Below are 24930 nucleotides of genomic sequence, written 5' to 3'. Positions count from 1 at the left end.
CGCATGTCGGTGCTTAGGCTGGTGCTGGGCGATCAGCTGTCCGACGACCTGTCGGCGCTGGAGGGGCTGGACCCCGATATCGACACGGTCCTGATGGCCGAGGTTCGGGACGAGGCGACCTATGTCCGGCATCACAAGCAGAAGCTCGCCCTGGTGTTCGCCGCCATGCGAAACCATGGCGAGCGGCTGACGGCGCGGGGTGTCAGGGTGCGATATGTGCGGATCGACGATCCCGACAACAGCGGATCGATCACCGGCGAACTGGCGCGCGCCCTGGACGACGGCGCCTATGAGGCGGTGGTGCTGACGGAATGCGGCGAGTGGCGGCTGGCCGAGCATTTGGCGGCCTTCGCCGAGGGTGCGGGCCTGCCGGTCGAAATCCGCGAGGATCGGCGGTTCATCAGCTCGCACGACCGCTTCCGACGCTGGGCCTCGGGCAAGTCGCAGCTGCGGATGGAGTTCTTCTATCGCGAGATGCGGCGCGAGACGGGCATTTTGATGGACGGCGCCCAGCCGGAGGGCGGGCGCTGGAACTATGACGCCGAGAACCGAAAGAAGTTGGCCAAGGGCGTGACGCCGCCGGGTCGGATGCGCATCCCGCCCAACGCCGTGGCGCGCGAGGCGATGGCGGATGTGGAGCGGCTGTTTGGCGACCATTTCGGATCGCTGGACGGGTTCGGCTGGGCGACGACGTCGGACGAGGCGGAAACGACGCTGGCGCACTTCCTGAGCGACGCCCTGCCGTCGTTCGGGGACTGGCAGGACGCCATGGCCGAGAACCAGCCGTGGATGTGGCACGGGTTGATCTCGACCTCGATCAACCTGGGTCTGCTCGACCCGCTGGACGTCTGTCGCCAGGCCGAGGCGGTCTATCGTGCAGGTCGCGCGCCGCTGAACGCGGTGGAGGGGTTCATCCGCCAGATCCTGGGATGGCGGGAGTTCGTGCGGGGAATCTATTGGCTAAAGGCGCCGGAATATCGGGCGCGCAACTTCTTGGATGCGGACCGCAAACTGCCGGGGTTCTACTGGTCCGGCGAGACCGACATGGCCTGCGTCGCCGATGTGGTGAAGACGACGCGCGACAACGCCTATGCCCATCACATCCAGCGGCTGATGGTGACGGGCAACCTGGCGCTGTTGCTGGGGGTGCATCCCGATGCGGTCGATGACTGGTATATGTGCGTCTACGCCGACGCCTATGAATGGGTGGAGATGCCCAATACGCGCGGCATGGCCCTGTTCGCGGACGGCGGGATCGTGGGGTCCAAACCCTATGCGGCGTCGGGGGCCTATATCGACCGGATGAGCGACTACTGCGGGGCCTGTCGCTATGACTTGAAGAGCAAGAGCGGCGATGCGGCCTGCCCGTTCAACCGGCTGTACTGGGGTTTTCTGGAGCGCAATCGCCACCGGCTGAGGAACAATGTGCGGCTGGCCATGCCCTACAAGACGCTGGACGGGTTCGGCGAAGCGAAGCGTGCGGCCCTGGCGGCGGAAGCCGAGGCGTGTCGGACGCTGCTGGGGGCGACGCCGCTGGACTGAGCGTCAGACCCGGATGTCGAGGTAGGAGCCGGGGCGCATGATGCGGGGCTCTTCACGCTGAGGCGCCATGACGGGGGCTTCGGCGGGCCGTGCCGGGTTGGCCGTGCGGATCGAGGACATGACGGCGGCGGCGGGCGCGGGGGCTTTGGGAGCGGCGGCCTGATCCATGGCGGCGCGGAAAAAGGCCGCCTGGGCGTTGCGCGCGCTCGGCAGGTCGAGGCCCTGGGGGGGCAGGTTCAGCGGCAGGCCGGTGCGAATCGCGCTCATGCCAGTATGGTTAACGGAAACCCTCGAAAAAGGGTTAACGCGCGTTCAGGAGGATCACTGAGGGCGAGGCGCCGGGCTGGGTGCTGAACGGGGCGGGGCCTGCATGGAGGCGACCAGCCGTTCGATGTCGGCGTCGTCCAGCAGCGGGCCGGACTGTTTGGCTGTGATGCGGCCCAAAGCGTCGACGGCGAAGGTCTCGGGCACGCCGGAGATGCCCAGATCAAGGCCCGCCCGGCCCTCGCGATCCACCAGAACCATCGCATAGGGGTCGCCCAGCTCGTCCAGGAAGGCGCGGGTCGCGACCGGCTCGTCCTTGTAGGCGACGCCGACGACGGCGATGCCGCGCGCCTTCAGCGCCAGAAGCTTGGGGTGTTCGATCCGGCACGGCGCGCACCACGAGGCGAAGACGTTGACCAGCATGGGCCGACCGACGCCGGCGGTCTTCAGATCCAGATTGCCCGGCCCCGTCTGATCGCCGGACAGCATCGGCAGCACGGTCTCGGGGATCGTCTGGCCGACCAGGGCGTCGGGTTTGAACGCAGGATCGCGCTTCAGCGACCAGCCGACGAACAGGGCCGCCAGCGCCGCGAGGACGACCAGCGGGATGAGGGCCAGCCAGCGGTTCATTCTTGGGGTCCTACAGCGCCTTGCGCTGCTTGAGGACGCTCTTTTGGCCCTATCGCGCTTCGCGCGACTTGAGGGCGGTTGGACTCAGCGGCCTCCAATGTCGCGTCCGTCTCCAGCCGCGCCAGTTCCCGCTTCCATTTGCGCGAGGCGATGACGGCGCGGGCGGTCAGGGCGGCCAGGACCAGGGCGCTGACGCCCCAGGCGGGCCAGACGAAGGCGGCGTAGGGGGTCATGTCGAGGTCGAGCATCTGGGCCTTGCTCCTTACGCTTCCTGAGCCAAACGGGCGCGCAGGGTCATGACGCGGCGGCGGCGGATCTCGGTGCGGATGGCGGTCAGCCACAGGGCCGCGAACAGCACGCCGTAGGCCGCCAGCATGGTCAGGAAGGGCGGCAGATAGACCGGGTCCAGGCCTGACGATCCGGGGGTCAGGAAGCTGGCTGGTTGGTGCAGGGTGTTCCACCAGTCGACCGAGAATTTGACGATCGGCAGGTTGATCAGGCCGACCAGACCCAGGACGGCGGCGGCGCGCCCGGCCTTCTGCTCGTCGTCGATCGAGGCCCTCAGCGCCATATAGCCGAGGTAGAAGAGAAACAGCACCAGCACGCTGGTCAGGCGTGCGTCCCACACCCACCACGTCCCCCACATGGGTTGGCCCCAAAGCGACCCGGTGAACAGGGCGAGGGCCGTGAAGGCGGCTCCCGGCAGGGCGGCGGCGCGGGCGGCGGCGTCGGCCAGGGCATGACGAAACACCAGGGCGAAGAAGCTGGACACGCCCAGGGCCGCATAGGCGCCCAGGCCCCAGACGGCGGCGGGCACATGGACGAACATGATCCGCACCGTGTCGCCCTGCTGATAATCGGCCGGAACCGAGAAGCTGAGCCAGGCGCCGACGCCCAGCAGCACGGCGGCGAGGCCCCACAGAACGGGCGTCAACGGGCCGGTGAAGGCCATGAAGCGCTGCGGATTGGACAGGCCGAACATCGGTTCAGCGCTTACGCGGCGAAGGGGCGACGGGCAAGCTCACCCTTGCGCGTTCCGAACGGCGGCGGCGCCGGCGAAGGGCGCGATCACGGCGGCGAACAGGACGTAGGCGCAGAGCAACGCCAGGGCTGGCCCGGCCGGCTGGCCCGATCCGGCGCGTTCCAGGGCGCCGGCGCCGAACACCACGGGCGGAATGAACAGCGGCAGGACCACCACCGCGATCAGCAGGCCGCCGCGCTTGGCGCCGAGCGCCAGGGCGGCGCCAAGGGCGCCGGTGAAGGCGAACCCCGCCCCCCCGATCAGCGCGGTCAGTGCGGTCAGCGGCGCCAATGATGGCGGCAGGCCCAAGGCCATGGCGGCGACCGGGGCGGTCAGGGCCAGAGGAAGCCCGACGGCGACCCACTGGGCCAGGGCCTTGATCAGCACGACCTGCTCCAGCGACAGATGGCCCAGCGCCAGCAGGTCCAGGCCGCCGTCCTCCATGTCCCGCTCGAACAGCCGCTCCAGCGACAGCAGGGACGCCAGGGCCAGGGCTAGCCAGGCGACCCCGCCCGCGACGGGGCCGAGCGTGCGCGGATCGCTGCCGGCCGCCAGCGGCAGGATGGCGGTCAGACAGGCGAAGAAGCCGCAGGCCAGCAGCGGCCCTCCGCCTCCGCCCCAGGCCAGGTCCAGTTCGCGCTCCAGCAGGACGCGGGTGGCGCCGCGCAGGCCGGGCGGGCGCGGTTCCTGATCGGCGTCGCGGCGGCTCATTTCAGGCTCCCCAGATCGAGAGCACGGGTCGACAGGGGCAAGGGGTCATGGACGGCGGCGACGATCAGGCCGTCGGCTTCGAGATGGCGCTGCATCTGTTCGGCGAAGGCCTCGCGCCAGCGGGCGTCCAGCGGCGCCATCGGCTCGTCCAGCAGCCACAGGGCGCGCGGCGATCCGACCAGCCGCCCCATGGCCAGGCGGCGACGCTGACCGGCCGAAAGGCGGCGGACCTCCAGATCCAGCAGGGGCTTCAGGCCGAAGGCTTCAACGGCGTGATCGAGGCCATACTGGGTGTGCCCCAGCCAGTCGCACTGGAACCCCAGCTCCTCGCGCGCCGTGCGGCCGCCCTTCAGCCCGTCGAGATGGCCGAGGAAATGGGTCTCTCGCCCGCGCGCCTGCCGCTCGTCCAGCGGATTGCCGTCGCCGTCCTGGAAACCGACCGTGCCAACATCGGGTCGCAGTAGGCCGGCGATGGTGCGCAACAGGCTGGTCTTGCCCGCCCCGTTCGCGCCCGTCAGGGCCAGGACCTCGCCGGCGCGCAGGGTCAGGTCGAGACTGTGAAACAGCCGCCGGTCGCCGCGCGAGACGGTCAGGTCGGAGAGGGTGAGGGTGTGGATCATCTATGCCCCGCCAGGTCCGCAGAATCTGCGAACCCTTCTCAATGTCCCTGTCGAGGGTGTGGACACATGGACGGTGCGATCCCGTGGAGCTATAGGCACGGTCGCCGCAGCAGGCTTTCGCCGCGCGCGCAGGGGCCCTGTGAGCCGCTGCGTCTGTCGCGCGAAGGCGCAACCGGATTGTCGGGCGGCGCTGACCAGAGGAAGACTCCATGCCGTCGAACGACAGCTTCAAGACCCGCCAGGACCTTTCCGTCGGGCGTAAGAAATACGCCTATTACAGCCTTCCCGCCGCCGAGGAAGCCGGTCTGACCGGGATTTCCCGTCTGCCGCGCTCGATGAAGGTGCTGCTGGAGAACCTGCTGCGCAACGAGGACGGCGTGTCCGTCACCGAAGCCGACCTGAAGGCCGTCGCCGCCTGGGTCGAGAACAAGGGCTCGGTCGAGCACGAGATCGCCTTCCGTCCGGCCCGCGTCCTGATGCAGGACTTCACCGGCGTGCCCGCCGTGGTCGACCTGGCCGCCATGCGCGACGCCATGAGCGCCCTGGGCGCCGACGCCGCCAAGATCAACCCGCTGGTCCCGGTCGATCTGGTCATCGACCACTCGGTGATGGTCGACAACTTCGGCACGTCCAAGGCCTTTGGCCAGAACGTCGAGCGCGAATACGAGCGCAACATCGAGCGCTACAACTTCCTGCGCTGGGGCTCGTCGGCCTTCAACAACTTCCGCGTCGTGCCCCCCGGCACCGGCATCTGCCACCAGGTGAACCTGGAGAATCTGGCCCAGACCGTCTGGACCATCGATGAAGGCAAGAAGACCGTCGCCTATCCCGACACCGTCGTCGGCACCGACAGCCACACCACCATGATCAACGGCCTGGCCGTCCTGGGCTGGGGCGTCGGCGGCATCGAGGCCGAGGCGGCCATGCTGGGCCAGCCGATCCCGATGCTGATCCCCGAAGTCATCGGCTTCAAGCTGTCGGGTGCGATGCCCGAGGGCACGACGGCGACCGACCTGGTGCTGACCGTCACCCAGATGCTGCGCAAGAAGGGCGTCGTCGGCAAGTTCGTGGAGTTCTTCGGTCCGGCCCTGCCGAACATGACCATCGAGGACCAGGCGACCATCGCCAACATGGCTCCCGAATACGGCGCCACCTGCGGCTTCTTCCCGGTCAGCCGCGCGACCATCGACTATCTGACCGCCACGGGCCGCGACAAGGCGCGCGTCGCCCTGGTCGAGGCCTACGCCAAGGCCCAGGGCCTGTGGATCGACGAGACGAGCGAAGATCCGGTCTTCACCGATGTGCTGGAACTGGACATCTCGACCGTCGTGCCGTCGCTGGCGGGTCCGAAGCGTCCGCAAGACCGCGTCGAACTGACCACCGCCGCCCCGGCCTTCGAAACCGCGCTGACTGAAGTCTTCAGCCGCCCGACCGACGCCGAGCGCGTGTCGGTCGATGGCCAGAAGTTCACCGTCGGCGACGGCGACGTGGTCATCGCGGCCATCACCTCGTGCACCAACACCTCCAACCCGTCGGTCCTGATCGCCGCCGGCCTGGTGGCGCGCAAGGCCAATGCGCTGGGCCTGAAGGCCAAGCCCTGGGTCAAGACCTCGCTGGCCCCCGGTTCGCAGGTCGTCACCGACTATCTGACCGACGCCGGCCTGCAGAAGGACCTGGACGCCCTGGGCTTCAACCTGGTCGGCTACGGCTGCACCACCTGCATCGGCAACTCGGGCCCGCTGGATCCGGCGATCTCCAAGGCGATCAACGACAACGCCCTGGTCGCGACCTCGGTCCTGTCGGGCAACCGCAACTTCGAAGGCCGGGTGAACCCCGACGTCCAGGCCAACTACCTGGCCTCGCCGCCGCTGGTCGTGGCCTACGCCATCGCTGGCTCGATGCGGATCGACATCACCAAGGATCCGATCGGCCAGGACAAGAAGGGCAATGACGTCTTCCTGAAGGACGTCTGGCCGACCTCGCAGGAGATCGCCGAGATCCAGAAGAAGTCGGTCACCCCGGCCATGTTCGCCAAACGCTACAAGGACGTCTTCAAGGGCGACAAGCACTGGCAGGCGATCAAGGTCACGGGCGGCCAGACCTATGAGTGGGACGACGCCTCCACCTATGTCGCCAACCCGCCGTACTTCGAAGGCCTGTCGATGGACCTGACCCCGGTCCAGGACATCGTCGAGGCCCGCGTCCTGGCCATCTTCGGCGACTCGATCACCACCGACCACATCTCCCCGGCCGGGTCGATCAAGAAGACCTCGCCCGCCGGCGTCTATCTGACCAACCACGGCGTCGAGGCGGCCGAGTTCAACAGCTACGGCGCCCGTCGCGGCAACCACGAAGTCATGATGCGCGGCACCTTCGCCAACATCCGCATCAAGAACCGCATCACGCCCGAGATCGAAGGCGGCGTGACGAAGCACTTCCCGTCGAACGACACGATGTCGATCTATGACGCGGCCATGCGTTACCAGTCGGAAGGTCGGCCGCTGGTCGTCTTCGCCGGCAAGGAATACGGTACCGGCTCGTCGCGCGATTGGGCGGCCAAGGGCACCCGTCTGCTGGGCGTTCGCGCCGTCATCGCCGAAAGCTTCGAGCGCATCCACCGTTCGAACCTGGTCGGCATGGGCGTGGTGCCGCTGCAGTTCAAACAGGACGGCTGGTTGAAGCTGGGCCTCACGGGCGAAGAGATCGTCACGATCCGCGGCCTGTCGGACGCCAACATCGGCAAGCTGAAGCCTCGCCAGGACCTGTGGGTCGAGCTGTTCCGTCCGTCGGACGGCAAGATGGCCCGCTTCCCGGTCCGCTGCCGCATCGATAACCAGACCGAGTTGGACTATCTGCTGGCCGGCGGCGTGATGCCCTACGTGCTGCGCAACCTGGCGCGCGGCCCGGAAACCGAAGCGCCGATCGCCGCCGAATAGGCAGCGGTTCGCTGAAGACAAGGAAAGGGCCGGCGGAGCGATCCGCCGGCCCTTTTGCTTTGGCGAGGGGGGCGTCAGTCTGCGGCGACGACCACCAGCTTGCGGTTCACGAACTCCTTGATGCCGACATCACCCAGCTCGCGGCCGAAGCCCGAGCGCTTGATCCCGCCGAACGGCAGTTCGGGCATGGAGGTGGTGGTGGTGTTGATGAAGACCATGCCGGTCTCGATCCGCGACGCCAGCTTGCGGGCGCGGGTCGTGTCGCCCGAGAAGATCGATCCGCCCAGGCCGAAGCGGGAATCATTGGCCAGGGCCACGACCGCATCGTCGTCCTCGACCACGAAGACCTGGGCCACGGGGCCGAAGAACTCCTGATAGAAGGCCGGGTTGTCGCGGGCCACGTCGGTCAGGACGGTGGGTTCGTAGAAGAAGCCGGTGCGGTCTGCGGGCTTGCCGCCGATCACCGCCTTAGCGCCGTGCTGGACGGCCTCCTCGACCTGTTTGGTCAATGTCTTCAGCGCGTCCTCGGACGACAGCGGACCCAGGACGGTGGCCTCGTCCAGCGGGTCGCCCATGACGGCGCTCTTCATGCCCTCGACGAAGCCGGTGGTGAAGGCGTCAGCGACAGACTTCTGGACGATGAAGCGTTTGGAGCCGGTGCAGACCTGGCCCGCGTTGGACAGCCGCCCCTCGACGCCTGCCGCGACCGCCTTTTCGATGTCGGCGTCGTCCAGCACGACGAAGACGTCGCTGCCGCCCAGTTCGAGCGTGGACTTCTTCAGCATTTCCGACGCGCGGGCCGAGACCTTGGCGCCTGCGCCCTCGGACCCGGTCAAGGCCACGCCCTGGATGCGGTCGTCGCCGATCAGTTCGGCGACCTTGTCTGAAGAGATGTAGAGATTGGCGACGCAGCCCTCGGGCGCGCCGGCCTCACGCACCAGTTCGGCGAACCGCGCGGCGCAGCGGGGGACGATGCCAGCGTGCTTGTAGAGCACCGGATTGCCGACCGCGATGGCGGGGGCGACCACGCGGATCAGCTGATAGATGGGGAAGTTCCAAGGCTCGACCGCCAGCAGCACGCCGACGGGATGGAACTCGACCCAGGCCTCGCCCAGTTCGCTGTCGATCTTCTGGGGTTTGAGGAAGTCGGCGGCCTTTTCGGCATAGTAGGCGGCGATGCTTGCGCACAGGTCGATCTCGCCCTGACCCTGGGCCAGGGGCTTGCCCATCTCCTCGGCGATGGTGCGGGCCAAGCTGTCGCGGTTCTCGGTCAGCAGGGCCGACAGGGACTTCAGCACGGCGAGGCGTGGCTGGATGTCGCCTTGGGACCAGTCGGAACGGAAGACGGCGTCGGCCTTGGCCAGAGCCGCCTCGACGGCCTCGTCAGTGTGTTCGGCGTATTCCTCGACCATCTGTTCGGTGAAGGGATTGAGGGTGCGATAGGCCATGCGGCGTCCTGAAGCTTCGGTCGGACGCCCGGGGCGGCGCCGATCCGTTGTCTAAGGAAACGAACGCCTTGCGGCCGGGGCGGTTGCCCCTCCAGTCTCAGTCCGCGTCGCTGAACGGCGGCGGCAGCTGGCCGGACTTGAAGATGATCGTCGGCTCCTCGTCGTAATCGCCCATTTCGGTGTCGGCCGAGACGGCGAAGGCGACGACGCCGAGACGTAGAGGCGCCAGGCGTTCGGCCTTGCGGCGCGCCTCCTCGGCGTCCTTGCAGCCGACCTGCTGTTCGGCGCGGAGGGCCTTGCCCCGGCCCTGGACATAGGCCTGGACGATGTAGACGGTTTCGGTTGCCATGCGCTTCCCAAGCGGCCTGTTCGGCGCTCAGGTCAACAGGGCCAGTCCCGTTTCAGTCCAGTTTCAATCCAGCTTCAGGGCCTCGGCCAGAAGCCGGGCCTCGGCGGCGCGGCTGGAGCCGGAACGCCAGGCGACGACGATCTCGCGGTGGGGCGGCGCGCCGTCGGCCTGGTTCTCGAAGGCGCGGATGGCGACGGAAGGGTTGTCGGCCAGACCCGCCTGGACCGCCATCTTGGGCAGGAAGGAGACGCCCAGGCCCGAGCCGACCATCTGGACAAGGGTGTGCAGGCTGGTGGCGGCGAAGACGTCGTCGCCGCGCGGCGCCTCGATGTCGAGCGCCGCCAGGGCGTGGTCGCGCAGGCAATGGCCGTCTTCCAGCAGGATCAGATCCTCGGCCCGCAACGAGCCGGGACGGATCGGGCCAGGGGCGGCCAGGGCATGGTCGTGGGGGGCGGCGGCCATGATCTCGTCGTCGCCGATGCGCGCGTGTTCGATGCCCGGCGCGTCGTAAGGCAGGGCGATGACGGCGGCGTCGATCTGGCCCGCCTTCAGGGCGGCGATCAGGCGGGGCGTCAGATCTTCGCGGATGTAGAGCTTCAGGCTGGGATAGGCGGCCTTCACAGACGGCAGTTTGGCGGGCAGCAGGAAGGGGGCGACCGTGGGGATGACGCCCAGGCGGAAGCGGCCCGACAGTAGCCGGCCGGCGTTCTTGGCCGCCTCGACCAGATCCTCGGTGCGGGCCAGCACGTCCTCGGCCCGGCGCACGGCCTCGACCCCGACGGCGGTCATGATGACGGCGCCCCGCGCCCGCTCCACCACGGGCGCGCCGAGGATACGCTCCAGCTCCTGCACCCCGGCGCTGAGAGCCGGCTGGCTGACGTGGGCGGCCTCGGCGGCGCGCGAGAAGCTGCCGTGTTCGGCCAGGAGCTTGAGATATTGAAGCTGACGCAGGGTGGGAAGCATGGGCGTGAGATAGGCCTGTCCTATGCCGACGCCAAGGATAATCGATTGGCTTTATCCGTTTGACCCGTGTCGAATGACCTCGTCATCTACAGGGCCATAGAGAGCGGCCCTCAAGTCGCGCGAAATCAGCAGGGAAACGCCACCATGACCGACGAAGCCAAATGCCCCTTCTCCGGCCGAACAACCGAGTCCGTCGCGGGCGGCGGGGTGCAGAACCGCGACTGGTGGCCGGGGCAGCTGCGCACCGACCTGCTGAACCAGCATTCGTCGAAGTCCGACCCGCTGGGCGAAACCTTCAGCTATCGCGAGGCCTTCGCCAAGCTGGACTATGAGGCGCTGAAGGCCGACCTGCGCGCCCTGATGACGGATTCCAAGGACTGGTGGCCGGCGGACTTCGGTCACTACGGACCGCAGTTCATCCGCATGGCCTGGCACAGCGCCGGCACCTATCGCGTCGGCGATGGACGCGGCGGCGGCGGGCGCGGCCAGCAGCGGTTCGCGCCGCTGAACTCCTGGCCCGACAACGTCAACATCGACAAGTCGCGGCGCCTGTTGTGGCCGATCAAGCAGAAGTACGGCCAGGCCATCTCCTGGGCCGACCTGATGATCCTGACCGGGAACGTGGCGCTGGAGACCATGGGCTTCCGCACCTTCGGCTTCGCCGGCGGCCGCCAGGATACGTGGGAGCCGGATCAGGACGTCTATTGGGGTCGTGAGACGACCTGGCTGGGCGGCGACGAACGTTATGCCCACGGTTCGCACGGGGTGGTGAAGCCCGGCGACGAGGCCGTGCTGGTCAGCGACGACCGCGCCGACGGCGACGAGCATACGCGCGATCTGGAGAACCCGCTGGCCGCCGTGCAGATGGGCCTGATCTACGTCAACCCGGAAGGGCCGGACGGCAATCCCGATCCGATCGCGGCGGCGCGCGACATCCGCGACACCTTCGCGCGGATGGCGATGAACGACGAGGAGACGGTCGCCCTGATCGCGGGGGGCCACACCTTCGGCAAGACCCACGGCGCCGGCCCGGCCGATCACGTCGGCGCAGAGCCGGAAGGCGAGGGCCTGGAGGCGCAAGGGTTGGGCTGGACCTCCAGCTTCGGCACGGGCTCGGGCGGCGACGCCATCACCAGCGGCCTGGAAGTCACCTGGACCCAGACGCCAGCCCAGTGGAGCAACTTCTATTTCGAGAACCTGTTCGGCTTCGAATGGGAACTGGAGAAGTCCCCGGCCGGGGCGCACCAGTGGGTGGCCAAGGATGCGGGCGAGATCATCCCCGACGCCCACGATCCGGCCAAGAAGAAGCGGCCGACCATGCTGACGACCGATCTGTCGATGCGGTTCGACCCGGAATACGAGAAGATCTCGCGCCGCTTCCTGAACAATCCGCAGGCCTTCGCCGAGGCGTTTGCGCGGGCCTGGTTCAAGCTGACCCACCGCGATCTGGGACCGCGCTCGCGCTACGTCGGGCCGGAAGTCCCGAGCGAAGTGCTGATCTGGCAGGATCCCGTGCCGGAGGTCGATCACCCGCTGATCAATGCGACGGATGCGGCGGTTCTGAAAGCCAAGGTGCTGGATTCGGGCCTGAGCGCCGCCGAACTGGTCGGGACGGCCTGGGCCTCGGCCTCGACCTTCCGGGGCGGGGACAAGCGGGGCGGGGCGAACGGCGCGCGCATCCGTCTGGCGCCGCAAAAGGACTGGGCCGCCAACCAGCCGGAGCAACTGGACCGGGTGCTGAAGACGCTGGAGCGTATCCAGGTCGAGTTCAACCAGGGCCAGACGGGAGGCAAGAAAGTCTCCCTGGCCGACCTGATCGTGCTGGCGGGCAATGCGGGCGTCGAACAGGCGGCCAAGGCGGCGGGCCACGAGGCCAGCGTGCCGTTCACGCCCGGTCGGACGGACGCCAGCCAGGTGCAGACGGATGTCGAATCCTTCGCCTATCTGGAGCCGGTCGCCGATGGGTTCCGCAACTTCCAGAAGGCCCGCTATGCGGTTCCGGCAGAGGCCCTGCTGATCGACCAGGCGCAGCGGCTGACGCTGACGGCGCCGGAGATGACGGTGCTGATCGGGGGCCTGCGGGCGATCAACATCAATGTCGGCGGGGCGACGCACGGCGTGCTGACCGAGCGGCCGGGCGTGCTGTCCAACGATGTCTTCGTCAACCTGCTGGACATGGATGTGAAGTGGACGGCGACCTCGGACGTCAAGGATGTGTTCGAAGGCCGCGACCGTCGCACGGGCGAAGCCAAGTGGACCGGCACCCGCGTCGATCTGGTGTTCGGCTCCAATGCCGTGCTGCGGGCGCTGGCCGAGGTCTATGCCGGGGCGGATGCGGAGGCCAAGTTCGTGTCGGACTTCGTGGCGGCCTGGACCAAGGTGACGGAGCTGGACCGGTTCGACCTGCACGGTTGAGCCTGAGACCGGACTGAAAGCAAAGGGCCGGACGCCATCGCAGCGTCCGGCCCTTTCGTTGTTTGGATCAGCGCAGCCTGATCTCGAACAGTTGGGGCCAGCGCTTGCCGGTGACGAACAGCCGCTTGCCGGCGGCGTCCCAGGCGATGCCGTTCAGGACGTCGTCATTGGGATCCAGGCCGATGCCTTGGGGGACCAGGGCGGTCAGGTCGATGAAGGCTTTCACCACGCCCGTCTCGGGATCGATGCGGGCGATGCGGTTGTCCTGCCACAGGTTGGCGAAGACCTCGCCGTCGATCCATTCCAGCTCGTTGATCTGATCCAGCGGCTTGCCGTCGGCAGTGACGGAGACCCGGCCGGTCTCGGCGAGCGTCTCGGGATCGAGGAAGCGCAGTTGGTCTGTGCCGTCGCTCATGATCAGGCGGCGGCCGTCGGTGGTCAGGGCCCAGCCCTCGCCCGGATAGGAGAAGCCGCCCAAGGGCGAGAAGTCGTCCAGCTTCCAGATGAAGCCGATGTGGTTGCGCCAGGTCAGGCTGTAGAGCTTGCCGTTCAGCGTGGTCATGCCCTCGCCGAAATAGATGGTCGGCAGGTCGCGCTGGCGCAGCACTTCGCCCGTCTCCAGCCGCACCTGACGAATGAAGGACGGATACAGGCCGGTGCTCTCGTAAAGGGCGCCGTCGTGGAAGAAGAGGCCCTCGGTGAAGGCCCCGGTGTCGTGCGGATAGGCCCGCACGACCTCCCAGGACTGGACCGGAACCTCGGCGCGGACGGGAAGGCAAACGCCTGTCGCCAGGAGCAGGCCGGCGATCAGACCGGCGAGACGAGACGACAGGCGGTTCATGAGCCTCAGCCCTGCTCGGCGGCGGCTTCGGCCTCGGCCTTCTGGGCGCGGACCTCGGCGGCGTTCGCGTCGCTGCGGGCCTGTTCGGCCATTTCCTTCTTGGTGGCGCCGCGACGGCCCATCATGTTCAGGGCCTCCACGCCGGCCGAGAAGGCCATGGCCGCGTAGATGTAGCCCTTGGGCACGTGATAGCCGAAGCCGTCGGCGATCAGCACCATGCCGATCATCAGCAGGAAGCCGAGGGCCAGCATGACTACGCTGGGGTTCTTGTTGATGAAGTCAGCCAGGGGATCGGCGGCCAGCAGCATCACGGTCACGGCGACCAGAACGGCGACGACCATGATCGGCAGGTGCTCGGTCATGCCGACGGCGGTCAGGATCGAGTCGATCGAGAAGACGATGTCCAGCAGGATGATCTGGAAGATCGCCGCGCCCGCGTTCATGATCATCACGTCCTTCTTGTCCATCACGTCATGGCTGGGCGTGGGATCGACGGTGTGGTGGATCTCCTTGGTCGCCTTCCAGACCAGGAACAGACCGCCCGCGATCAGGATCAGATCCTTCCACGAGAATTCGTTGCCCATGACGGTGAAGACGGGCTGAACCAGTCCGACCAACCAGGCGATGATCGACAGCAGCGCCAGGCGCATGATCAGGGCCAGGCCGATGCCGAGGCGACGGACCTTCTGGCGCTGATGCTCGGGCAGCTTGTTCGAGAGGATGGAGATGAAGATCAGGTTGTCGATACCAAGCACGACCTCCATCACGATGAGGGTCACCAATGCGGCCCAGGCGGCCGGATCGGAGAGCAGAGGGGTGATGCTGTCGAGCATTGGGGTTCCTGGTGGAGAATAAAGCTTGAGCGGAAAGCGCTAGGGCCGCTGCGGGTTCCGATCAAGCGACAGGGTGCGGCGCAATGGTCGCACCCCTGGCCTTCATCTGGCGATCAAGGCCCCTTCCGAGGCGATATCGACCACCACCGGGAAATGGTCCGAGATCACCTGGCCGGCGAAGGAATCGGTCGGCACGGCGTAGCGTTCGACCGACAGGCCGGGGCCGACGAAGACATGGTCGATAGCGACGCCGTCATTGTCGTTGGTGATGTCGAAGGCGTTGTAGGTGCCGGCCGGGCCGAACACGACGGGACTGACCGCGCGGGCGTCGCTCAGGCCCGAGGCCAGGATCCGGCGATAGGGTGCGCTGTTCGGGCCGGTGTTGAAATCCCCCATCAGGACCACCGCCGCCGTGACGCCCTCGACCGAGGCCAGCGCCATGTCAGCTGCCAGTGCGGCGCATTCTTCGCGGGCGATCACGCCGACATGGTCGAAATGGGCGTTGCGGACATCCAGCAGGCCGCCGTCGATCCGGTCACGCAGGACGACGCGGGTGATGGTGCGGGGTAGGGCGGCGTCCCAGCCCTTGGACGGTCGGTCCGGCGTAAGCGAGCACCACAGAGTCTGGGCGCTGATCGCCTCGAATCGGTCGCGACGCCAGAACAGGGTCGTCGTCTCGCCCGTCTGGGCGCCGTCGTCGCGGCCGACGCCGTAATGATCGTAGGCCGGCGCCTGTTCGGCCAGATAGGCGACCATCGGAATCAACGCCTCCTGGACCCCCAGGATGTCGGGGTCGAAGAAGGCGATCTGGCGCGCCATGTGCGGGCGGCGCTGCGCCCAGTTCGGCGTATCGTCGGGCGCGTCATAGCGAATGTTGTAGCTCATCAGCCGCACCGAGCGCGGGGTGTCCGCAGGGGGCGTCTGCCGCTCAGGCAGGGCCCTGGCCTGGAGGCTCGATGGGGCGACGACGCACGGCGCCAGTAAGGCGCAGGCGGTGGCGATCAGCAGGGGCGACAGTTTCATCTGGGGTCTCGTCGAAGGCTCTGGCCTGGTTTCTCACGGCGGGATGACCAGGATGCGACGCCTGATGCGACAGGGTGCGGCTTCATCACCCCTTCACGCAATGTTGCGAGCGGCGAAACCCCGTGCTATCAGGCGCCCGGCTTGAAGGGGGCGTATTTACGGATACGGCCTCTGTCGTGCTTTCCGTAAGCATTTCAAGCTTTTGACCGTTGCGAGCCTCGCAGTCGGTTGCGACCCTGACACAACGACCTCGGACCCTAATCAGTGGCTGATGATTTCAGAACGACGGAAGTCGGCGATCGCTACGCACAGGCGCTGATTGACCTGGCGCTGGAAACCGGCCGCCTGGACGCCGTGCGCGCCGATCTGAAGTCGCTGAAGGCGGCCTGGATCGAGAGCGCCGACCTGCGTCGTCTGGCCGCCTCGCCCGTCATCTCCGCCGACGATCAGGCCAAGGGTCTGGTCGCCATCGCCGCCAAGGCCAGGTTCGAACAGACCACGTCCAACTTCCTGGGTCTGCTGGCCCAGAACCATCGCGCCAAGGATCTGCCGGGCGTGATCGCCGGCTTCGAGGCGCGTTACGCCAAACACGCCGGCGTCGTCGCCGCCGAGGTCGTCTCGGCCCAGCCGCTGGACGCCAAACAGGTCGCCGCCATCACCGCCGCCCTGTCCAAGAGCCTGGGCAGGGCGCCGGAACTGACCGCACGCGTCGATCCGTCGATCCTGGGCGGGCTGAAGATCAAGGTCGGTTCGAAATTGTTCGACGCCTCGCTGAAGACCAAGCTCGACCAGATGAAGTTCGCCCTCAAGCGGGCTTAAAGCCTGCTGCCCGCACACAAGAATGAAGCGCGCCTGATCGGCGCACCCGCATAAAGACTGAAGAACAGAGAGCCCGTCATGGACATCCGCGCCGCTGAAATCTCGGCCATCCTCAAGTCGCAGATCGCCAACTTCGGCGTCGAAGCCGACGTTTCCGACGTCGGCAGCGTGCTGTCGGTCGGCGACGGCATCGCCCGCATCCATGGTCTGGACAATGTCCAGGCTGGCGAAATGGTCGAGTTCACCAAGGCCGGCGTCAAGGGCATGGCCCTGAACCTGGAGCGCGACAACGTCGGCGCCGTGATCTTCGGCGCGGACGCCCAGATCGCCGAGGGCGACGACGTGCGCCGCCTGGGCGAGATCGTGGACGTGCCGGTCGGTCGCGGCCTGCTGGGCCGCGTCGTCAACCCGCTGGGCGAGCCGATCGACGGCAAGGGCCCGATCGAGTTCACCGAGCGTCGCCGCGTCGACGTCAAGGCGCCGGGCATCATCCCGCGCAAGTCGGTCCACGAGCCGATGCAGACCGGCCTGAAGGCCATCGACACCCTGATCCCCGTCGGCCGTGGCCAGCGCGAGCTGATCATCGGCGACCGTCAGGTCGGCAAGACCGCCGTCGCCGTCGACACCATCCTGAACCAGAAGAACGTCAACAAGACCGACGACGAGAGCGCCAAGCTCTACTGCATCTACGTCGCCATCGGCCAGAAGCGCTCGACCGTCGCCCAGATCGTCAAGACGCTCGAAGAGGCCGGCGCGCTGGAATACACCATCGTCGTCGCCGCCACGGCCTCGGAGCCGGCCCCGCTGCAGTTCCTGGCCCCGTTCGCCGGCACCGCCATGGGCGAGTTCTTCCGCGACAACGGCATGCACGCCCTGATCGTCTACGACGACCTGTCCAAGCAAGCTGTGGCCTATCGCCAGATGTCCCTGCTGCTGCGCCGCCCGCCGGGCCGCGAAGCCTATCCGGGCGACGTCTTCTATCTGCACTCGCGCCTGCTGGAGCGTTCGGCCAAGCTGAACGAAGACTACGGCTCGGGCTCGCTGACCGCCCTGCCGATCATCGAAACCCAAGCCAACGACGTTTCGGCCTATATCCCGACCAACGTCATCTCGATCACCGACGGCCAGATCTTCCTGGAATCGGACCTGTTCTACCAAGGCATCCGCCCGGCCGTGAACGTCGGCATCTCGGTGTCGCGCGTAGGCTCATCGGCCCAGACCAAGGCGATGAAGAAGGTCGCAGGCACCATCAAGGGCGAGCTGGCCCAGTATCGCGAGATGGCCGCCTTCGCCAAGTTCGGCTCGGACCTGGACGCCTCGACCCAGAAGCTGCTGGCGCGCGGCGCCCGCCTGACCGAACTGCTGAAGCAGCCGCAATATTCGCCGCTGGCGATGGAAGAGCAGGTCGTCTCGGTCTACGCCGGCACGCGCGGCTATATCGACGGCATCGCCGTGGGCGACGTCGGGCGGTTTGAGAAGGAACTGCTGGCGCGCATCCATGCGAACCACGCCTCGCTGCTCGAAGGCATCCGCACCAAGAAGGACCTGACCTCGGATCTCGAAGCCGAGCTGAAGGACATCTTGGCCGCCTTCGTGAAGACCTTCGCCTGAACCCCGCCGGTAGTTAGAGGAAGAGCAACGCCGGATGGCCAGCCTCAAGGAAATGCGCAATCGGATCGGAAGCGTGAAAGCCACGCAGAAGATCACGAAGGCCATGCAGATGGTCGCCGCGGCCAAGCTGAAACGCGCCCAGGATCAGGCCGAGAGCGCCCGTCCCTATGCGCAGAAGATGGCCTCGGTCATCGCCAACTTAGCCGCCGGCGTCTCAGGCGCCGACGCGCCGCGCTTGCTTGCCGGCACGGGTCAGGACCATCGTCACCTGATCGTGGTGGCGACGGCGGACAAGGGTCTGGCGGGCGGTTTCTCGACCAACGTCATCCGCGCCGCCCGCGAGCGGATCAACAGCCTGATCGCCAACGGCAAGGACGTGAAGATCATCGCCGTCGGCAAGAAGTCGCGCGATCAGCTGACCCGTCTTTACGGCGACAAGGTGATCCACACCTTCGAGCTGAGCGAGCACAAGACCATCGGTTTGCCGTCGGCCCAGCCGGTCGCCGAGATGATCGCCACGGCGTTCGAGGACGGCCAGGCCGACGTGGTCACCCTGTTCTACAGCCAGTTCAAGTCGGTGATCCAACAGGTCCCGACCGGCAAGCAGCTGATCCCCGCCGTGGTCGAGGGCGACGCCCAGCCGATCGACCTGAACGGCGCGGTCTATGACTACGAGCCCTCGGAAGAGGAAATCCTCGAAACCCTGCTGCCGCGCAACCTGACGACCCAGATCCTGGCTGCTCTTTACGAGAACCAGGCGGGCTTCTTCGGGTCGCAGATGGCGGCGATGGACAACGCCACGCGCAACGCCGGCGACCTCATCAACGCCCTGACGCTGCAATACAACCGCAAGCGACAGGCCCAGATCACCACCGAACTGATCGAGATCATCGCCGGCGCCGAAGCCCTCTGATCCCGACCGAACAGACATTCCGATACGGACCCCAGCCATGACCGACACCGTCGCCAAAAAACCCGCCGCCAAGAAGCCCGCCGTCAAGACGGCGCCCGCCGCCGCTACCGCGCCGGGCTCCATCGTCGCCACCGGCAAGATCGCCCAGGTCATCGGCGCCGTCGTCGACGTCGAGTTCACCGGCCACCTGCCGGCGATCCTGAACGCCCTGAACACGCAGAACGTCGATCAGAAGACGGGCGAGCCCTTCACCCTGGTGCTGGAAGTCGCCCAGCACCTGGGTGAGAACATGGTCCGCACCATCGCCATGGACACGACCGAAGGCCTGACGCGCGGTCAGCCCGTGATCGACACCGGCTCGTCGATCCAGACCCCGGTCGGACCGGGCGTGCTGGGCCGTATCATGAACGTCGTCGGCCAGCCGATCGACGAGGCCGGTCCGATCCAGACCACGCAATATCGTCCGATCCACCGCGAGGCGCCGACCTTCGAGGAGCAGACCAACTCGTCGGAAATCCTGGTCACGGGCATCAAGGTGATCGACCTGATCTGCCCCTACACCAAGGGCGGCAAGACCGGCCTGTTCGGCGGCGCCGGCGTCGGCAAGACCGTCACCATGCAGGAACTGATCAACAACATCGCCAAGGCGTACGGCGGTTATTCGGTCCTGGCCGGCGTGGGCGAGCGCACCCGCGAAGGCAACGACCTGTATCACGAGATGATCGAGTCCAACGTGAACGTGGACCCGGCCAAGAACGGCGGCTCGACCGAAGGCTCCAAGTGCGCCCTGGTCTACGGCCAGATGAACGAGCCTCCCGGCGCCCGCGCCCGCGTCGCCCTGACCGGTCTGGCCCAGGCCGAGTATTTCCGTGACGAAGAGGGCAAGGACGTCCTGCTGTTCGTCGACAACATCTTCCGCTTCACTCAAGCCGGTTCGGAAGTGTCCGCCCTTCTGGGTCGTATCCCGTCGGCCGTCGGCTATCAGCCGACGCTGGCCACCGAGATGGGCAACCTGCAAGAGCGCATCACCTCGACCAAGAAGGGCTCGATCACCTCGGTCCAGGCCATCTACGTCCCCGCCGATGACCCCACCGACCCGGCGCCCGCCGCGTCCTTCGCCCACCTTGATGCGACGACCATGCTGTCGCGTGACATCGCCGCCCAGGCCATCTTCCCCGCCGTCGATCCGCTGGACTCGACCTCGCGGATCATGGACCCGCTGGTTATCGGCGAGGAGCACTACCAGGTCGCCCGTTCGGTCCAGGAAGTCCTGCAGCAGTACAAGGGCCTGAAGGACATCATCGCCATCCTGGGCATGGATGAGCTGTCGGAAGAGGACAAGCTGGTCGTCTCGCGCGCCCGCAAGATCCAGCGCTTCCTGTCGCAGCCCTTCTTCGTGGCCGAGCAGTTCACCAACGCGCCCGGCAAGTTCGTCGAACTGGCCGACACGATCCGCTCGTTCAAGGGCATCGTCGCCGGCGACTACGACCATCTGCCGGAAGCCGCCTTCTACATGGTCGGCGCCATCGAAGAGGCCGTCGCCAAGGCCGAGAAGATGGCGTCGGAAGCCTGATCATGGCCGGCAAGCTGAACTTCTCCCTCGTCTCGCCGGAACGCGAGGTCTTTTCGGGCCTCGTGGACCAGGTGGACGCGCCGGGCGTCGAGGGCGACTTCGGCGTCCTGCCGGACCATGCCCCCTTCATGACCGCTCTGCGCGCAGGTCTGGTCACTGTCTATACCGGCGGGACCAAGGTCCAGTACGACGTTCACGGCGGCTTCGCCGACGTCAACGGCGAAGGCCTGACCATCCTGGCCGAACAGGCTGTCGAGGTCTTTGCGGGCTGATCCGCACGCCGGATCGAAAGAACTGAGGCCCCGCGCTCCGGCGCGGGGCCTTTTTCGTAATAGGCTGTGCCCTTGCTCCGCGCGGAGGCTTCTGCAACCATCAGGCATCACGGGGGGGCTGATGATGCCGAAGGCTGAAGGGTGGACCGTTGGCGGCGGGACGTGCCGGGTTCTGACGTCCTTGGTCGGGGCGTCCCTGATCGGGGCCTTGCTCAGCGGCTTTGCTGCACAGCCGACCGAGGTGCGCCGCACCCAGCCCGCGCCGTATGCGGCGCTGACCTCGCCGACCGCCGCCATGGCTATTGTGTTTTCGGACATCTGCATGACGGCGGTGCGCGATGGATCGTCGATCGAGGCGTTGGCCCTCGATCACTGGCTGCGTCCCGTTGCGCCACGCTCGACTGGATCGCCCACGGCGACGGCGGCGTGGCGGCTGGCTTCCTATTCCACGGTCTTCGTCGTGGCCTTGCCGAACGGGGGATGCTCGGCGTCGGTGGAGGGCGGCGATCCCGAGGCGCTGCGAGAGGCGGCCGTCGCCCTGACGGCGCGTCACGGCGCCTTCGTCGAAGGCCAGACCATCCCCGGAGACGACAACAGCCGCACCGCCTGGTGTACGGGCGAGGCGCAACGGCCGATGATCGCCGTTCTGGTCAAACGCACCAAGGGGCGACGTCCCGCCTTCGTCGCCAACGTCTTCCGCGCTGAGAACGACCGCCCCAGTTTCTGCACGCCCGCGCGCGGCTGACAGACGGCCGGCGGGCGGCTAAGAGCAGCCCATGACCGATCCCATCGACATCCAAGGCGTCTGCGCACCCGGCTATGAGGGCGTGCGCGAGGCGTTCGCCGCCAACTTCACCGAGGCGCCCGAGGGGCTGAACGAGCAGGCGGCGCGGTTCAGCGTACTGGTCGAGGGCGAGGCGGTCGTCGATCTGTGGGCGGGCCATGCGGACACGGCGAAGACGACGCCGTTCACGGAGGCGACCCTGACCTCGGTCTTCTCGACCGGCAAGGCGGTGATGGCGATCCTGATGGCGACGGCGGTCGAGGCGGGGCAGGTCGACTATGACCAGACGGTCGCCTCGCTGTGGCCCGAGTTCGGCGCGGCGGGCAAGGCGGACGTGACCGTGGCCCAGTTGATGAGCCACCAGTCGGGCCTGCCCGGCTTTTCCGAGGCGGTGGAGCCGACCATCTGGTTCGACGTGCCGGCCGTCTTGGCGCGGCTGGCGGCCCAGGCGCCGATGTGGGCGCCGGGCACGGCCTCGGGCTATCACCCCGTCACGGTCGGCTATCTGGCCAATGAGGTTTTTCGCCGTGCGACGGGGCGGACCATGGGCCAGGCCCTGCGCCAGGACTTCTCCGATCTGGATCTGTGGATCGGCCTGCCGGAGAGCGAGCACGGGCGGGTGGCGCAGATGAGGAAGCCGACCGCGTCGCCCAGCCTGGGCGTGGTCGATCCGATCAAACAGGCCGCCTTCCTGGATCGCGGTTCGGCGCCCGGCGGGCGGGGCTCGGCCGCATGGCGCGAGATGGAGATTCCGTCGGCCAACCTCCACGGCACGGCCCTGGGGCTGGCGCGGATGCTGGGCGTGGTCGCCAATGACGGCGTGCTCGACGGCCGGTCGGTGCTGTCGGCAGGGACGCTGGATCAGCTGACGCGCGAACGCATCCACGGGCCGGACAAGGTGCTGCCGTTCGAGATCAGCTGGGCGGCCGGCCTGATGCGCAACCACGGGCTGAAGGCGTTCGGGCCGGACGAAGCCTTCGGGCATTATGGCTGGGGCGGGTCGATGGCCATGGCCGATCCGTCGCGCCGGTTGTCGGCGGCCTATGTGATGACGCGCCAGTCGCCGCACCTGATCGGCGACCCGCGTCCCAAGCGCCTGCTGGAGGCGCTTTACGGGGCGCTCTAGACCGTTTCAGAGAGGGCGACGGCCCGCTTGGCGGCGCGCGAGCGGTTGAGCGCGCCCAGAGCGAAGACGCCCGCGCCCGCCCAGATGAAGACGAAGGAGACGATGCGCAGCGGGGTCAGGGCCTCGCCCGTCAGGACGCCGCAGGCGAACTGAAGCGTGGGCGCCAGGAACTGGATGAAGCCGACGGTGGACAGGGGCAGCCGCCGCGCCGACCAGGCGAACAGCACCAGCGGGATCACCGTCGCCGGCCCGTTGATCAGGGCCCAGGCCAGGCCGGAGGGCGAGGCAAAGCCGACAGCCTGGCCCTGGGTCGTCAGCCAGGCCAAGAAGACCGCGCCGATGGGAAGCAGCACCAGACATTCGACGAACAGGCCGGTCTGGGCCGAGGCGGGCACGCGCTTTCGGATCACCGCATAGGCGCAGAAGGTGACGGCCAGGGTCAGGCCGATGATCGGCACATGGCCCAGGGCGACGGTCTGGATCACGACCCCGACGGCGGCGAGGCCGATGGCGACGGCGCTCCAGCGGTCGATCTTCTCGCGGAACAGAACGGCGCCCGCCGCCATGTTGAGCAGGGGATTGATATAGTAGCCGAGGCTCGCCTCGAGCGTCGCATGGTGCGTCGTGGCGTAGACGTAGAGGCTCCAGTTCGTCGCGATCAGCAGGGCCGACAGGGCCAGCCAGGCCAGGGTGCGCGGCGTGGCCAGCACCTTGCGCGCCTCGCCCCACTGGCCGGCGAGCAGCAGAACCAGGCCCGCGATGAAGACCGACCAGACGGCCCGATGCGCCAGGATCTCGGGCGCGCCGAATCCGTTGGCCGCCATCGCCATGAACAGCAGCGGCAAGAGGCCCCACAGGGTGTAGCAGGCGATGGCCGTTCCGACCGCGCGGGGGTCATTGGGGGTGGCGGGGGCCGGGAGCATGATGCCTATCCCTTTCGTCATCCTCCGGCGAGCCGCGCAGCGGCGAAGACCGGGGGACCCAGCGGCGCGCGTGAGCGCGAACCTGTCGCGGAGAACCTTTCGACGATCCAGCGGCGGATGGATTTCGCCTTCGGCGCCGCTGGGTCCCCCGGTCGCGCTAGGCGCGCCGGAGGATGACGAAAGTCCGGATCAGACGGTGATCGAGCGATATCCCGACGACGACGTGATCACGCCCGTCTCGTCCAGCAGCTGGGCGATCTGGATGGCGTTCAGGGCGGCGCCCTTGCGCAGGTTGTCGGACACGACCCACAGGTTCAGGCCGTGCTCGACGGTCGGATCCTTGCGGATGCGCGACACATAGACGCCGTGTTCCCCGGCGGCGTCGACGGGGGTGATGTAGCCGTCGTGCTCCTGCTTATCGATCACCAGCACGCCCGGCGCTTCGCGCAGGATGGCGCGCGCCTCGTCGGGTTCCATGGGGCGGTCGAACTCGATGTTCACCGCCTCGGAGTGGCCCACGAAGACCGGCACCCGCACGCAGGTGACGGTGACCTTGATGTCGGGGTCCAGCATCTTGTGCGTCTCGTCCGACATCTTCTGCTCTTCGTCGGTCGAGCCGTCCTCAAGGAAGGAACCGATGTAGGGGATGACGTTGAAGGCGATCTGTTTGGGGAACTTCTTGGGACGCGCGTCGCCCAGGCCGTAGATGGCCTTGGTCTGGTTCCACAGCTCGTCCATGCCTTCCTTGCCGGCGCCGGACACCGACTGATAGGTCGAGACCACCACCCGCTTGATCTTCGCCACGTCATGCAGCGGCTTCAGCGCCGTCACCAGCTGGATGGTCGAGCAGTTGGGATTGGCGATGATGTTCTTCTTGGTCGCGTCCTTGATGGCGTCGGGGTTCACCTCCGGCACGATCAGCGGCACGTCCGGGTCCTTGCGGAAGGCCGAGGAGTTGTCGATCACGATGGGGCCGGCCTTGCCGATCTTTTCCGACCATTCCTTGGACACCGCGCCGCCGGCGGACATCAGGACGATATCGACGGTCGAGAAGTCGAACTGTTCGATGTCCTGGCATTTGATTGTCTTGTCGCCGAACGAGACCTCGACGCCCTTGGACTTGCGCGAGGCGATAGCGTGGATGGCGTCGACGGGGAATTCGACCTCTTCCAGAATGTTCAGCATTTCGCGGCCCACATTGCCCGTGGCTCCGACGATGGCGACGCGATAACCCATGATGCTTGGTCCTTCGGACGCGCTACGCTCGGCTCAGCGGAGCCTCGCTACTTGAGCGCATTTTGGTGTGGTGGTTG

Annotated in this window: 24 protein-coding genes; 10 read left to right on the top strand and 14 right to left on the bottom strand. The window is 67.3% G+C overall.

All coding sequences use genetic code 11. The annotated features are described in order from the left end of the window. The first annotated feature begins 3 nt into the window (after window positions 1–3). Window positions 4–1542 carry a cryptochrome/photolyase family protein gene (locus ACP7BH_RS15355; RefSeq protein WP_425986636.1) on the top strand — a complete coding sequence of 513 codons (1539 nt, stop codon included), beginning with the start codon at window positions 4–6 and terminating at the stop codon, window positions 1540–1542. A 3-nt stretch (window positions 1543–1545) separates the two neighbouring features. On the opposite strand, the gene ACP7BH_RS15350 is transcribed toward ACP7BH_RS15355, so the two are convergent. From ACP7BH_RS15350 to ccmA, 6 genes are read right to left on the bottom strand one after another with little or no spacing between them, the layout of a single operon-like run. Further along, a complete protein-coding gene (locus tag ACP7BH_RS15350; protein WP_425986634.1) occupies window positions 1546–1809 on the bottom strand; it encodes a hypothetical protein in 264 nt (87 codons plus the stop codon). Window positions 1810–1863: 54 nt separating this feature from the next. Further along, window positions 1864–2436 (bottom strand): DsbE family thiol:disulfide interchange protein, encoded by a 573-nt coding sequence (locus ACP7BH_RS15345; protein ID WP_425986632.1) that lies wholly within the window; start codon window positions 2434–2436, stop codon window positions 1864–1866. Continuing rightward, a complete protein-coding gene (gene ccmD / locus ACP7BH_RS15340; RefSeq protein ID WP_425986630.1) occupies window positions 2433–2684 on the bottom strand; it encodes a heme exporter protein CcmD in 252 nt (83 codons plus the stop codon). Before ccmD ends, ACP7BH_RS15345 begins: the two co-directional genes overlap by 4 nt. A gap of 14 nt (window positions 2685–2698) precedes the next feature. Continuing rightward, on the bottom strand, window positions 2699–3418 hold the full coding sequence (locus tag ACP7BH_RS15335; RefSeq protein ID WP_425986628.1) for a heme ABC transporter permease: 720 nt from the start codon (window positions 3416–3418) through the stop codon (window positions 2699–2701). Window positions 3419–3457: 39 nt separating this feature from the next. Further along, complete coding sequence (gene ccmB / locus ACP7BH_RS15330; protein ID WP_425986627.1) at window positions 3458–4168, bottom strand: heme exporter protein CcmB; 711 nt, start codon at window positions 4166–4168, stop codon at window positions 3458–3460. After that, a complete protein-coding gene (ccmA, locus tag ACP7BH_RS15325; protein WP_425986625.1) occupies window positions 4165–4788 on the bottom strand; it encodes a heme ABC exporter ATP-binding protein CcmA in 624 nt (207 codons plus the stop codon). Before ccmA ends, ccmB begins: the two co-directional genes overlap by 4 nt. Window positions 4789–4997: 209 nt before the next feature. Here ccmA and acnA point away from each other — a divergent pair, with 209 nt between their 5' ends. Further along, a complete protein-coding gene (gene acnA, locus ACP7BH_RS15320; protein ID WP_425986623.1) occupies window positions 4998–7724 on the top strand; it encodes an aconitate hydratase AcnA in 2727 nt (908 codons plus the stop codon). A 74-nt stretch (window positions 7725–7798) separates the two neighbouring features. Here the strand turns inward: acnA and ACP7BH_RS15315 are convergent, their stop codons facing one another. The 3 genes from ACP7BH_RS15315 to ACP7BH_RS15305 form a co-directional block, all read right to left on the bottom strand. Next, window positions 7799–9172, bottom strand: a complete 1374-nt coding sequence (locus ACP7BH_RS15315; RefSeq protein ID WP_425986622.1) for an NAD-dependent succinate-semialdehyde dehydrogenase — start codon at window positions 9170–9172, stop codon at window positions 7799–7801. A 97-nt stretch (window positions 9173–9269) separates the two neighbouring features. Further along, complete coding sequence (locus tag ACP7BH_RS15310) at window positions 9270–9521, bottom strand: hypothetical protein (RefSeq protein ID WP_135194053.1); 252 nt, start codon at window positions 9519–9521, stop codon at window positions 9270–9272. 63 nt (window positions 9522–9584) lie between these two features. Beyond that, window positions 9585–10484 (bottom strand): hydrogen peroxide-inducible genes activator, encoded by a 900-nt coding sequence (locus ACP7BH_RS15305; RefSeq protein ID WP_425986620.1) that lies wholly within the window; start codon window positions 10482–10484, stop codon window positions 9585–9587. A gap of 144 nt (window positions 10485–10628) precedes the next feature. Between ACP7BH_RS15305 and katG the strand changes: the two genes are divergently transcribed. Continuing rightward, complete coding sequence (gene katG / locus ACP7BH_RS15300) at window positions 10629–12899, top strand: catalase/peroxidase HPI (protein WP_425986618.1); 2271 nt, start codon at window positions 10629–10631, stop codon at window positions 12897–12899. Window positions 12900–12966: 67 nt separating this feature from the next. Here the strand turns inward: katG and ACP7BH_RS15295 are convergent, their stop codons facing one another. From ACP7BH_RS15295 to ACP7BH_RS15285, 3 genes are all read right to left on the bottom strand, one after another. Then, complete coding sequence (locus ACP7BH_RS15295; protein ID WP_425986615.1) at window positions 12967–13740, bottom strand: glutaminyl-peptide cyclotransferase; 774 nt, start codon at window positions 13738–13740, stop codon at window positions 12967–12969. A gap of 5 nt (window positions 13741–13745) precedes the next feature. Next, window positions 13746–14573, bottom strand: coding sequence for a TerC family protein (locus ACP7BH_RS15290; protein WP_425986612.1), 828 nt, complete (start codon window positions 14571–14573; stop codon window positions 13746–13748). A gap of 102 nt (window positions 14574–14675) precedes the next feature. Then, a complete protein-coding gene (locus ACP7BH_RS15285; RefSeq protein WP_425986610.1) occupies window positions 14676–15596 on the bottom strand; it encodes an endonuclease/exonuclease/phosphatase family protein in 921 nt (306 codons plus the stop codon). A 264-nt stretch (window positions 15597–15860) separates the two neighbouring features. On the opposite strand from ACP7BH_RS15285, the gene ACP7BH_RS15280 reads away from it, so the two are divergent. The 7 genes from ACP7BH_RS15280 (at window position 15861) to ACP7BH_RS15250 (ending at window position 22694) form a co-directional block, all read left to right on the top strand. After that, on the top strand, window positions 15861–16415 hold the full coding sequence (locus tag ACP7BH_RS15280) for a F0F1 ATP synthase subunit delta (protein ID WP_425986608.1): 555 nt from the start codon (window positions 15861–15863) through the stop codon (window positions 16413–16415). 78 nt (window positions 16416–16493) lie between these two features. Beyond that, complete coding sequence (gene atpA, locus ACP7BH_RS15275) at window positions 16494–18026, top strand: F0F1 ATP synthase subunit alpha (protein ID WP_135194047.1); 1533 nt, start codon at window positions 16494–16496, stop codon at window positions 18024–18026. A 34-nt stretch (window positions 18027–18060) separates the two neighbouring features. Beyond that, a complete protein-coding gene (locus ACP7BH_RS15270) occupies window positions 18061–18939 on the top strand; it encodes a F0F1 ATP synthase subunit gamma (protein ID WP_425986606.1) in 879 nt (292 codons plus the stop codon). A 37-nt stretch (window positions 18940–18976) separates the two neighbouring features. Then, window positions 18977–20512 carry a F0F1 ATP synthase subunit beta gene (atpD, locus tag ACP7BH_RS15265; RefSeq protein WP_425986604.1) on the top strand — a complete coding sequence of 512 codons (1536 nt, stop codon included), beginning with the start codon at window positions 18977–18979 and terminating at the stop codon, window positions 20510–20512. Between the two features lie 2 nt (window positions 20513–20514). Beyond that, window positions 20515–20784: an ATP synthase F1 subunit epsilon gene (locus ACP7BH_RS15260; RefSeq protein WP_425986602.1), complete on the top strand. Its 270-nt coding sequence runs from the start codon at window positions 20515–20517 to the stop codon at window positions 20782–20784. Window positions 20785–20905: 121 nt separating this feature from the next. After that, window positions 20906–21529, top strand: a complete 624-nt coding sequence (locus ACP7BH_RS15255; RefSeq protein ID WP_425986600.1) for a hypothetical protein — start codon at window positions 20906–20908, stop codon at window positions 21527–21529. Between the two features lie 31 nt (window positions 21530–21560). Further along, complete coding sequence (locus tag ACP7BH_RS15250) at window positions 21561–22694, top strand: serine hydrolase domain-containing protein (protein WP_425986598.1); 1134 nt, start codon at window positions 21561–21563, stop codon at window positions 22692–22694. Here the strand turns inward: ACP7BH_RS15250 and rarD are convergent. Beyond that, a complete protein-coding gene (gene rarD, locus ACP7BH_RS15245) occupies window positions 22691–23617 on the bottom strand; it encodes an EamA family transporter RarD (RefSeq protein ID WP_425986596.1) in 927 nt (308 codons plus the stop codon). The genes ACP7BH_RS15250 and rarD overlap by 4 nt on opposite strands. A 189-nt stretch (window positions 23618–23806) precedes the next feature. Then, window positions 23807–24853: an aspartate-semialdehyde dehydrogenase gene (locus ACP7BH_RS15240; protein ID WP_425986594.1), complete on the bottom strand. Its 1047-nt coding sequence runs from the start codon at window positions 24851–24853 to the stop codon at window positions 23807–23809. Between the last annotated feature and the right edge of the window lie 77 nt (window positions 24854–24930).

The sequence above is a fragment of the Brevundimonas sp. TWP2-1 genome (genome assembly GCF_049897645.1).
In the GTDB taxonomy this organism is placed as follows: Bacteria; Pseudomonadota; Alphaproteobacteria; order Caulobacterales; family Caulobacteraceae; genus Brevundimonas.
This window is presented reverse-complemented; position numbering and strand designations above follow the sequence as displayed.

Bases quoted from the DNA above. Each gene is read 5' to 3' on its own strand.
- ACP7BH_RS15355 (WP_425986636.1), top strand. From the start codon at position 4: ATGTCGGTGCTTAGGCTGGTGCTGGGCGATCAGCTGTCCGACGACCTG.
- ACP7BH_RS15350 (WP_425986634.1), bottom strand. From the start codon at position 1,809: ATGAGCGCGATTCGCACCGGCCTGCCGCTGAACCTGCCCCCCCAGGGC.
- ACP7BH_RS15345 (WP_425986632.1), bottom strand. From the start codon at position 2,436: ATGAACCGCTGGCTGGCCCTCATCCCGCTGGTCGTCCTCGCGGCGCTG.
- ccmD (WP_425986630.1), bottom strand. From the start codon at position 2,684: ATGCTCGACCTCGACATGACCCCCTACGCCGCCTTCGTCTGGCCCGCC.
- ACP7BH_RS15335 (WP_425986628.1), bottom strand. From the start codon at position 3,418: ATGTTCGGCCTGTCCAATCCGCAGCGCTTCATGGCCTTCACCGGCCCG.
- ccmB (WP_425986627.1), bottom strand. From the start codon at position 4,168: ATGAGCCGCCGCGACGCCGATCAGGAACCGCGCCCGCCCGGCCTGCGC.
- ccmA (WP_425986625.1), bottom strand. From the start codon at position 4,788: ATGATCCACACCCTCACCCTCTCCGACCTGACCGTCTCGCGCGGCGAC.
- acnA (WP_425986623.1), top strand. From the start codon at position 4,998: ATGCCGTCGAACGACAGCTTCAAGACCCGCCAGGACCTTTCCGTCGGG.
- ACP7BH_RS15315 (WP_425986622.1), bottom strand. From the start codon at position 9,172: ATGGCCTATCGCACCCTCAATCCCTTCACCGAACAGATGGTCGAGGAA.
- ACP7BH_RS15310 (WP_135194053.1), bottom strand. From the start codon at position 9,521: ATGGCAACCGAAACCGTCTACATCGTCCAGGCCTATGTCCAGGGCCGG.
- ACP7BH_RS15305 (WP_425986620.1), bottom strand. From the start codon at position 10,484: ATGCTTCCCACCCTGCGTCAGCTTCAATATCTCAAGCTCCTGGCCGAA.
- katG (WP_425986618.1), top strand. From the start codon at position 10,629: ATGACCGACGAAGCCAAATGCCCCTTCTCCGGCCGAACAACCGAGTCC.
- ACP7BH_RS15295 (WP_425986615.1), bottom strand. From the start codon at position 13,740: ATGAACCGCCTGTCGTCTCGTCTCGCCGGTCTGATCGCCGGCCTGCTC.
- ACP7BH_RS15290 (WP_425986612.1), bottom strand. From the start codon at position 14,573: ATGCTCGACAGCATCACCCCTCTGCTCTCCGATCCGGCCGCCTGGGCC.
- ACP7BH_RS15285 (WP_425986610.1), bottom strand. From the start codon at position 15,596: ATGAAACTGTCGCCCCTGCTGATCGCCACCGCCTGCGCCTTACTGGCG.
- atpA (WP_135194047.1), top strand. From the start codon at position 16,494: ATGGACATCCGCGCCGCTGAAATCTCGGCCATCCTCAAGTCGCAGATC.
- ACP7BH_RS15270 (WP_425986606.1), top strand. From the start codon at position 18,061: ATGGCCAGCCTCAAGGAAATGCGCAATCGGATCGGAAGCGTGAAAGCC.
- atpD (WP_425986604.1), top strand. From the start codon at position 18,977: ATGACCGACACCGTCGCCAAAAAACCCGCCGCCAAGAAGCCCGCCGTC.
- ACP7BH_RS15260 (WP_425986602.1), top strand. From the start codon at position 20,515: ATGGCCGGCAAGCTGAACTTCTCCCTCGTCTCGCCGGAACGCGAGGTC.
- ACP7BH_RS15255 (WP_425986600.1), top strand. From the start codon at position 20,906: ATGATGCCGAAGGCTGAAGGGTGGACCGTTGGCGGCGGGACGTGCCGG.
- ACP7BH_RS15250 (WP_425986598.1), top strand. From the start codon at position 21,561: ATGACCGATCCCATCGACATCCAAGGCGTCTGCGCACCCGGCTATGAG.
- rarD (WP_425986596.1), bottom strand. From the start codon at position 23,617: ATGCTCCCGGCCCCCGCCACCCCCAATGACCCCCGCGCGGTCGGAACG.
- ACP7BH_RS15240 (WP_425986594.1), bottom strand. From the start codon at position 24,853: ATGGGTTATCGCGTCGCCATCGTCGGAGCCACGGGCAATGTGGGCCGC.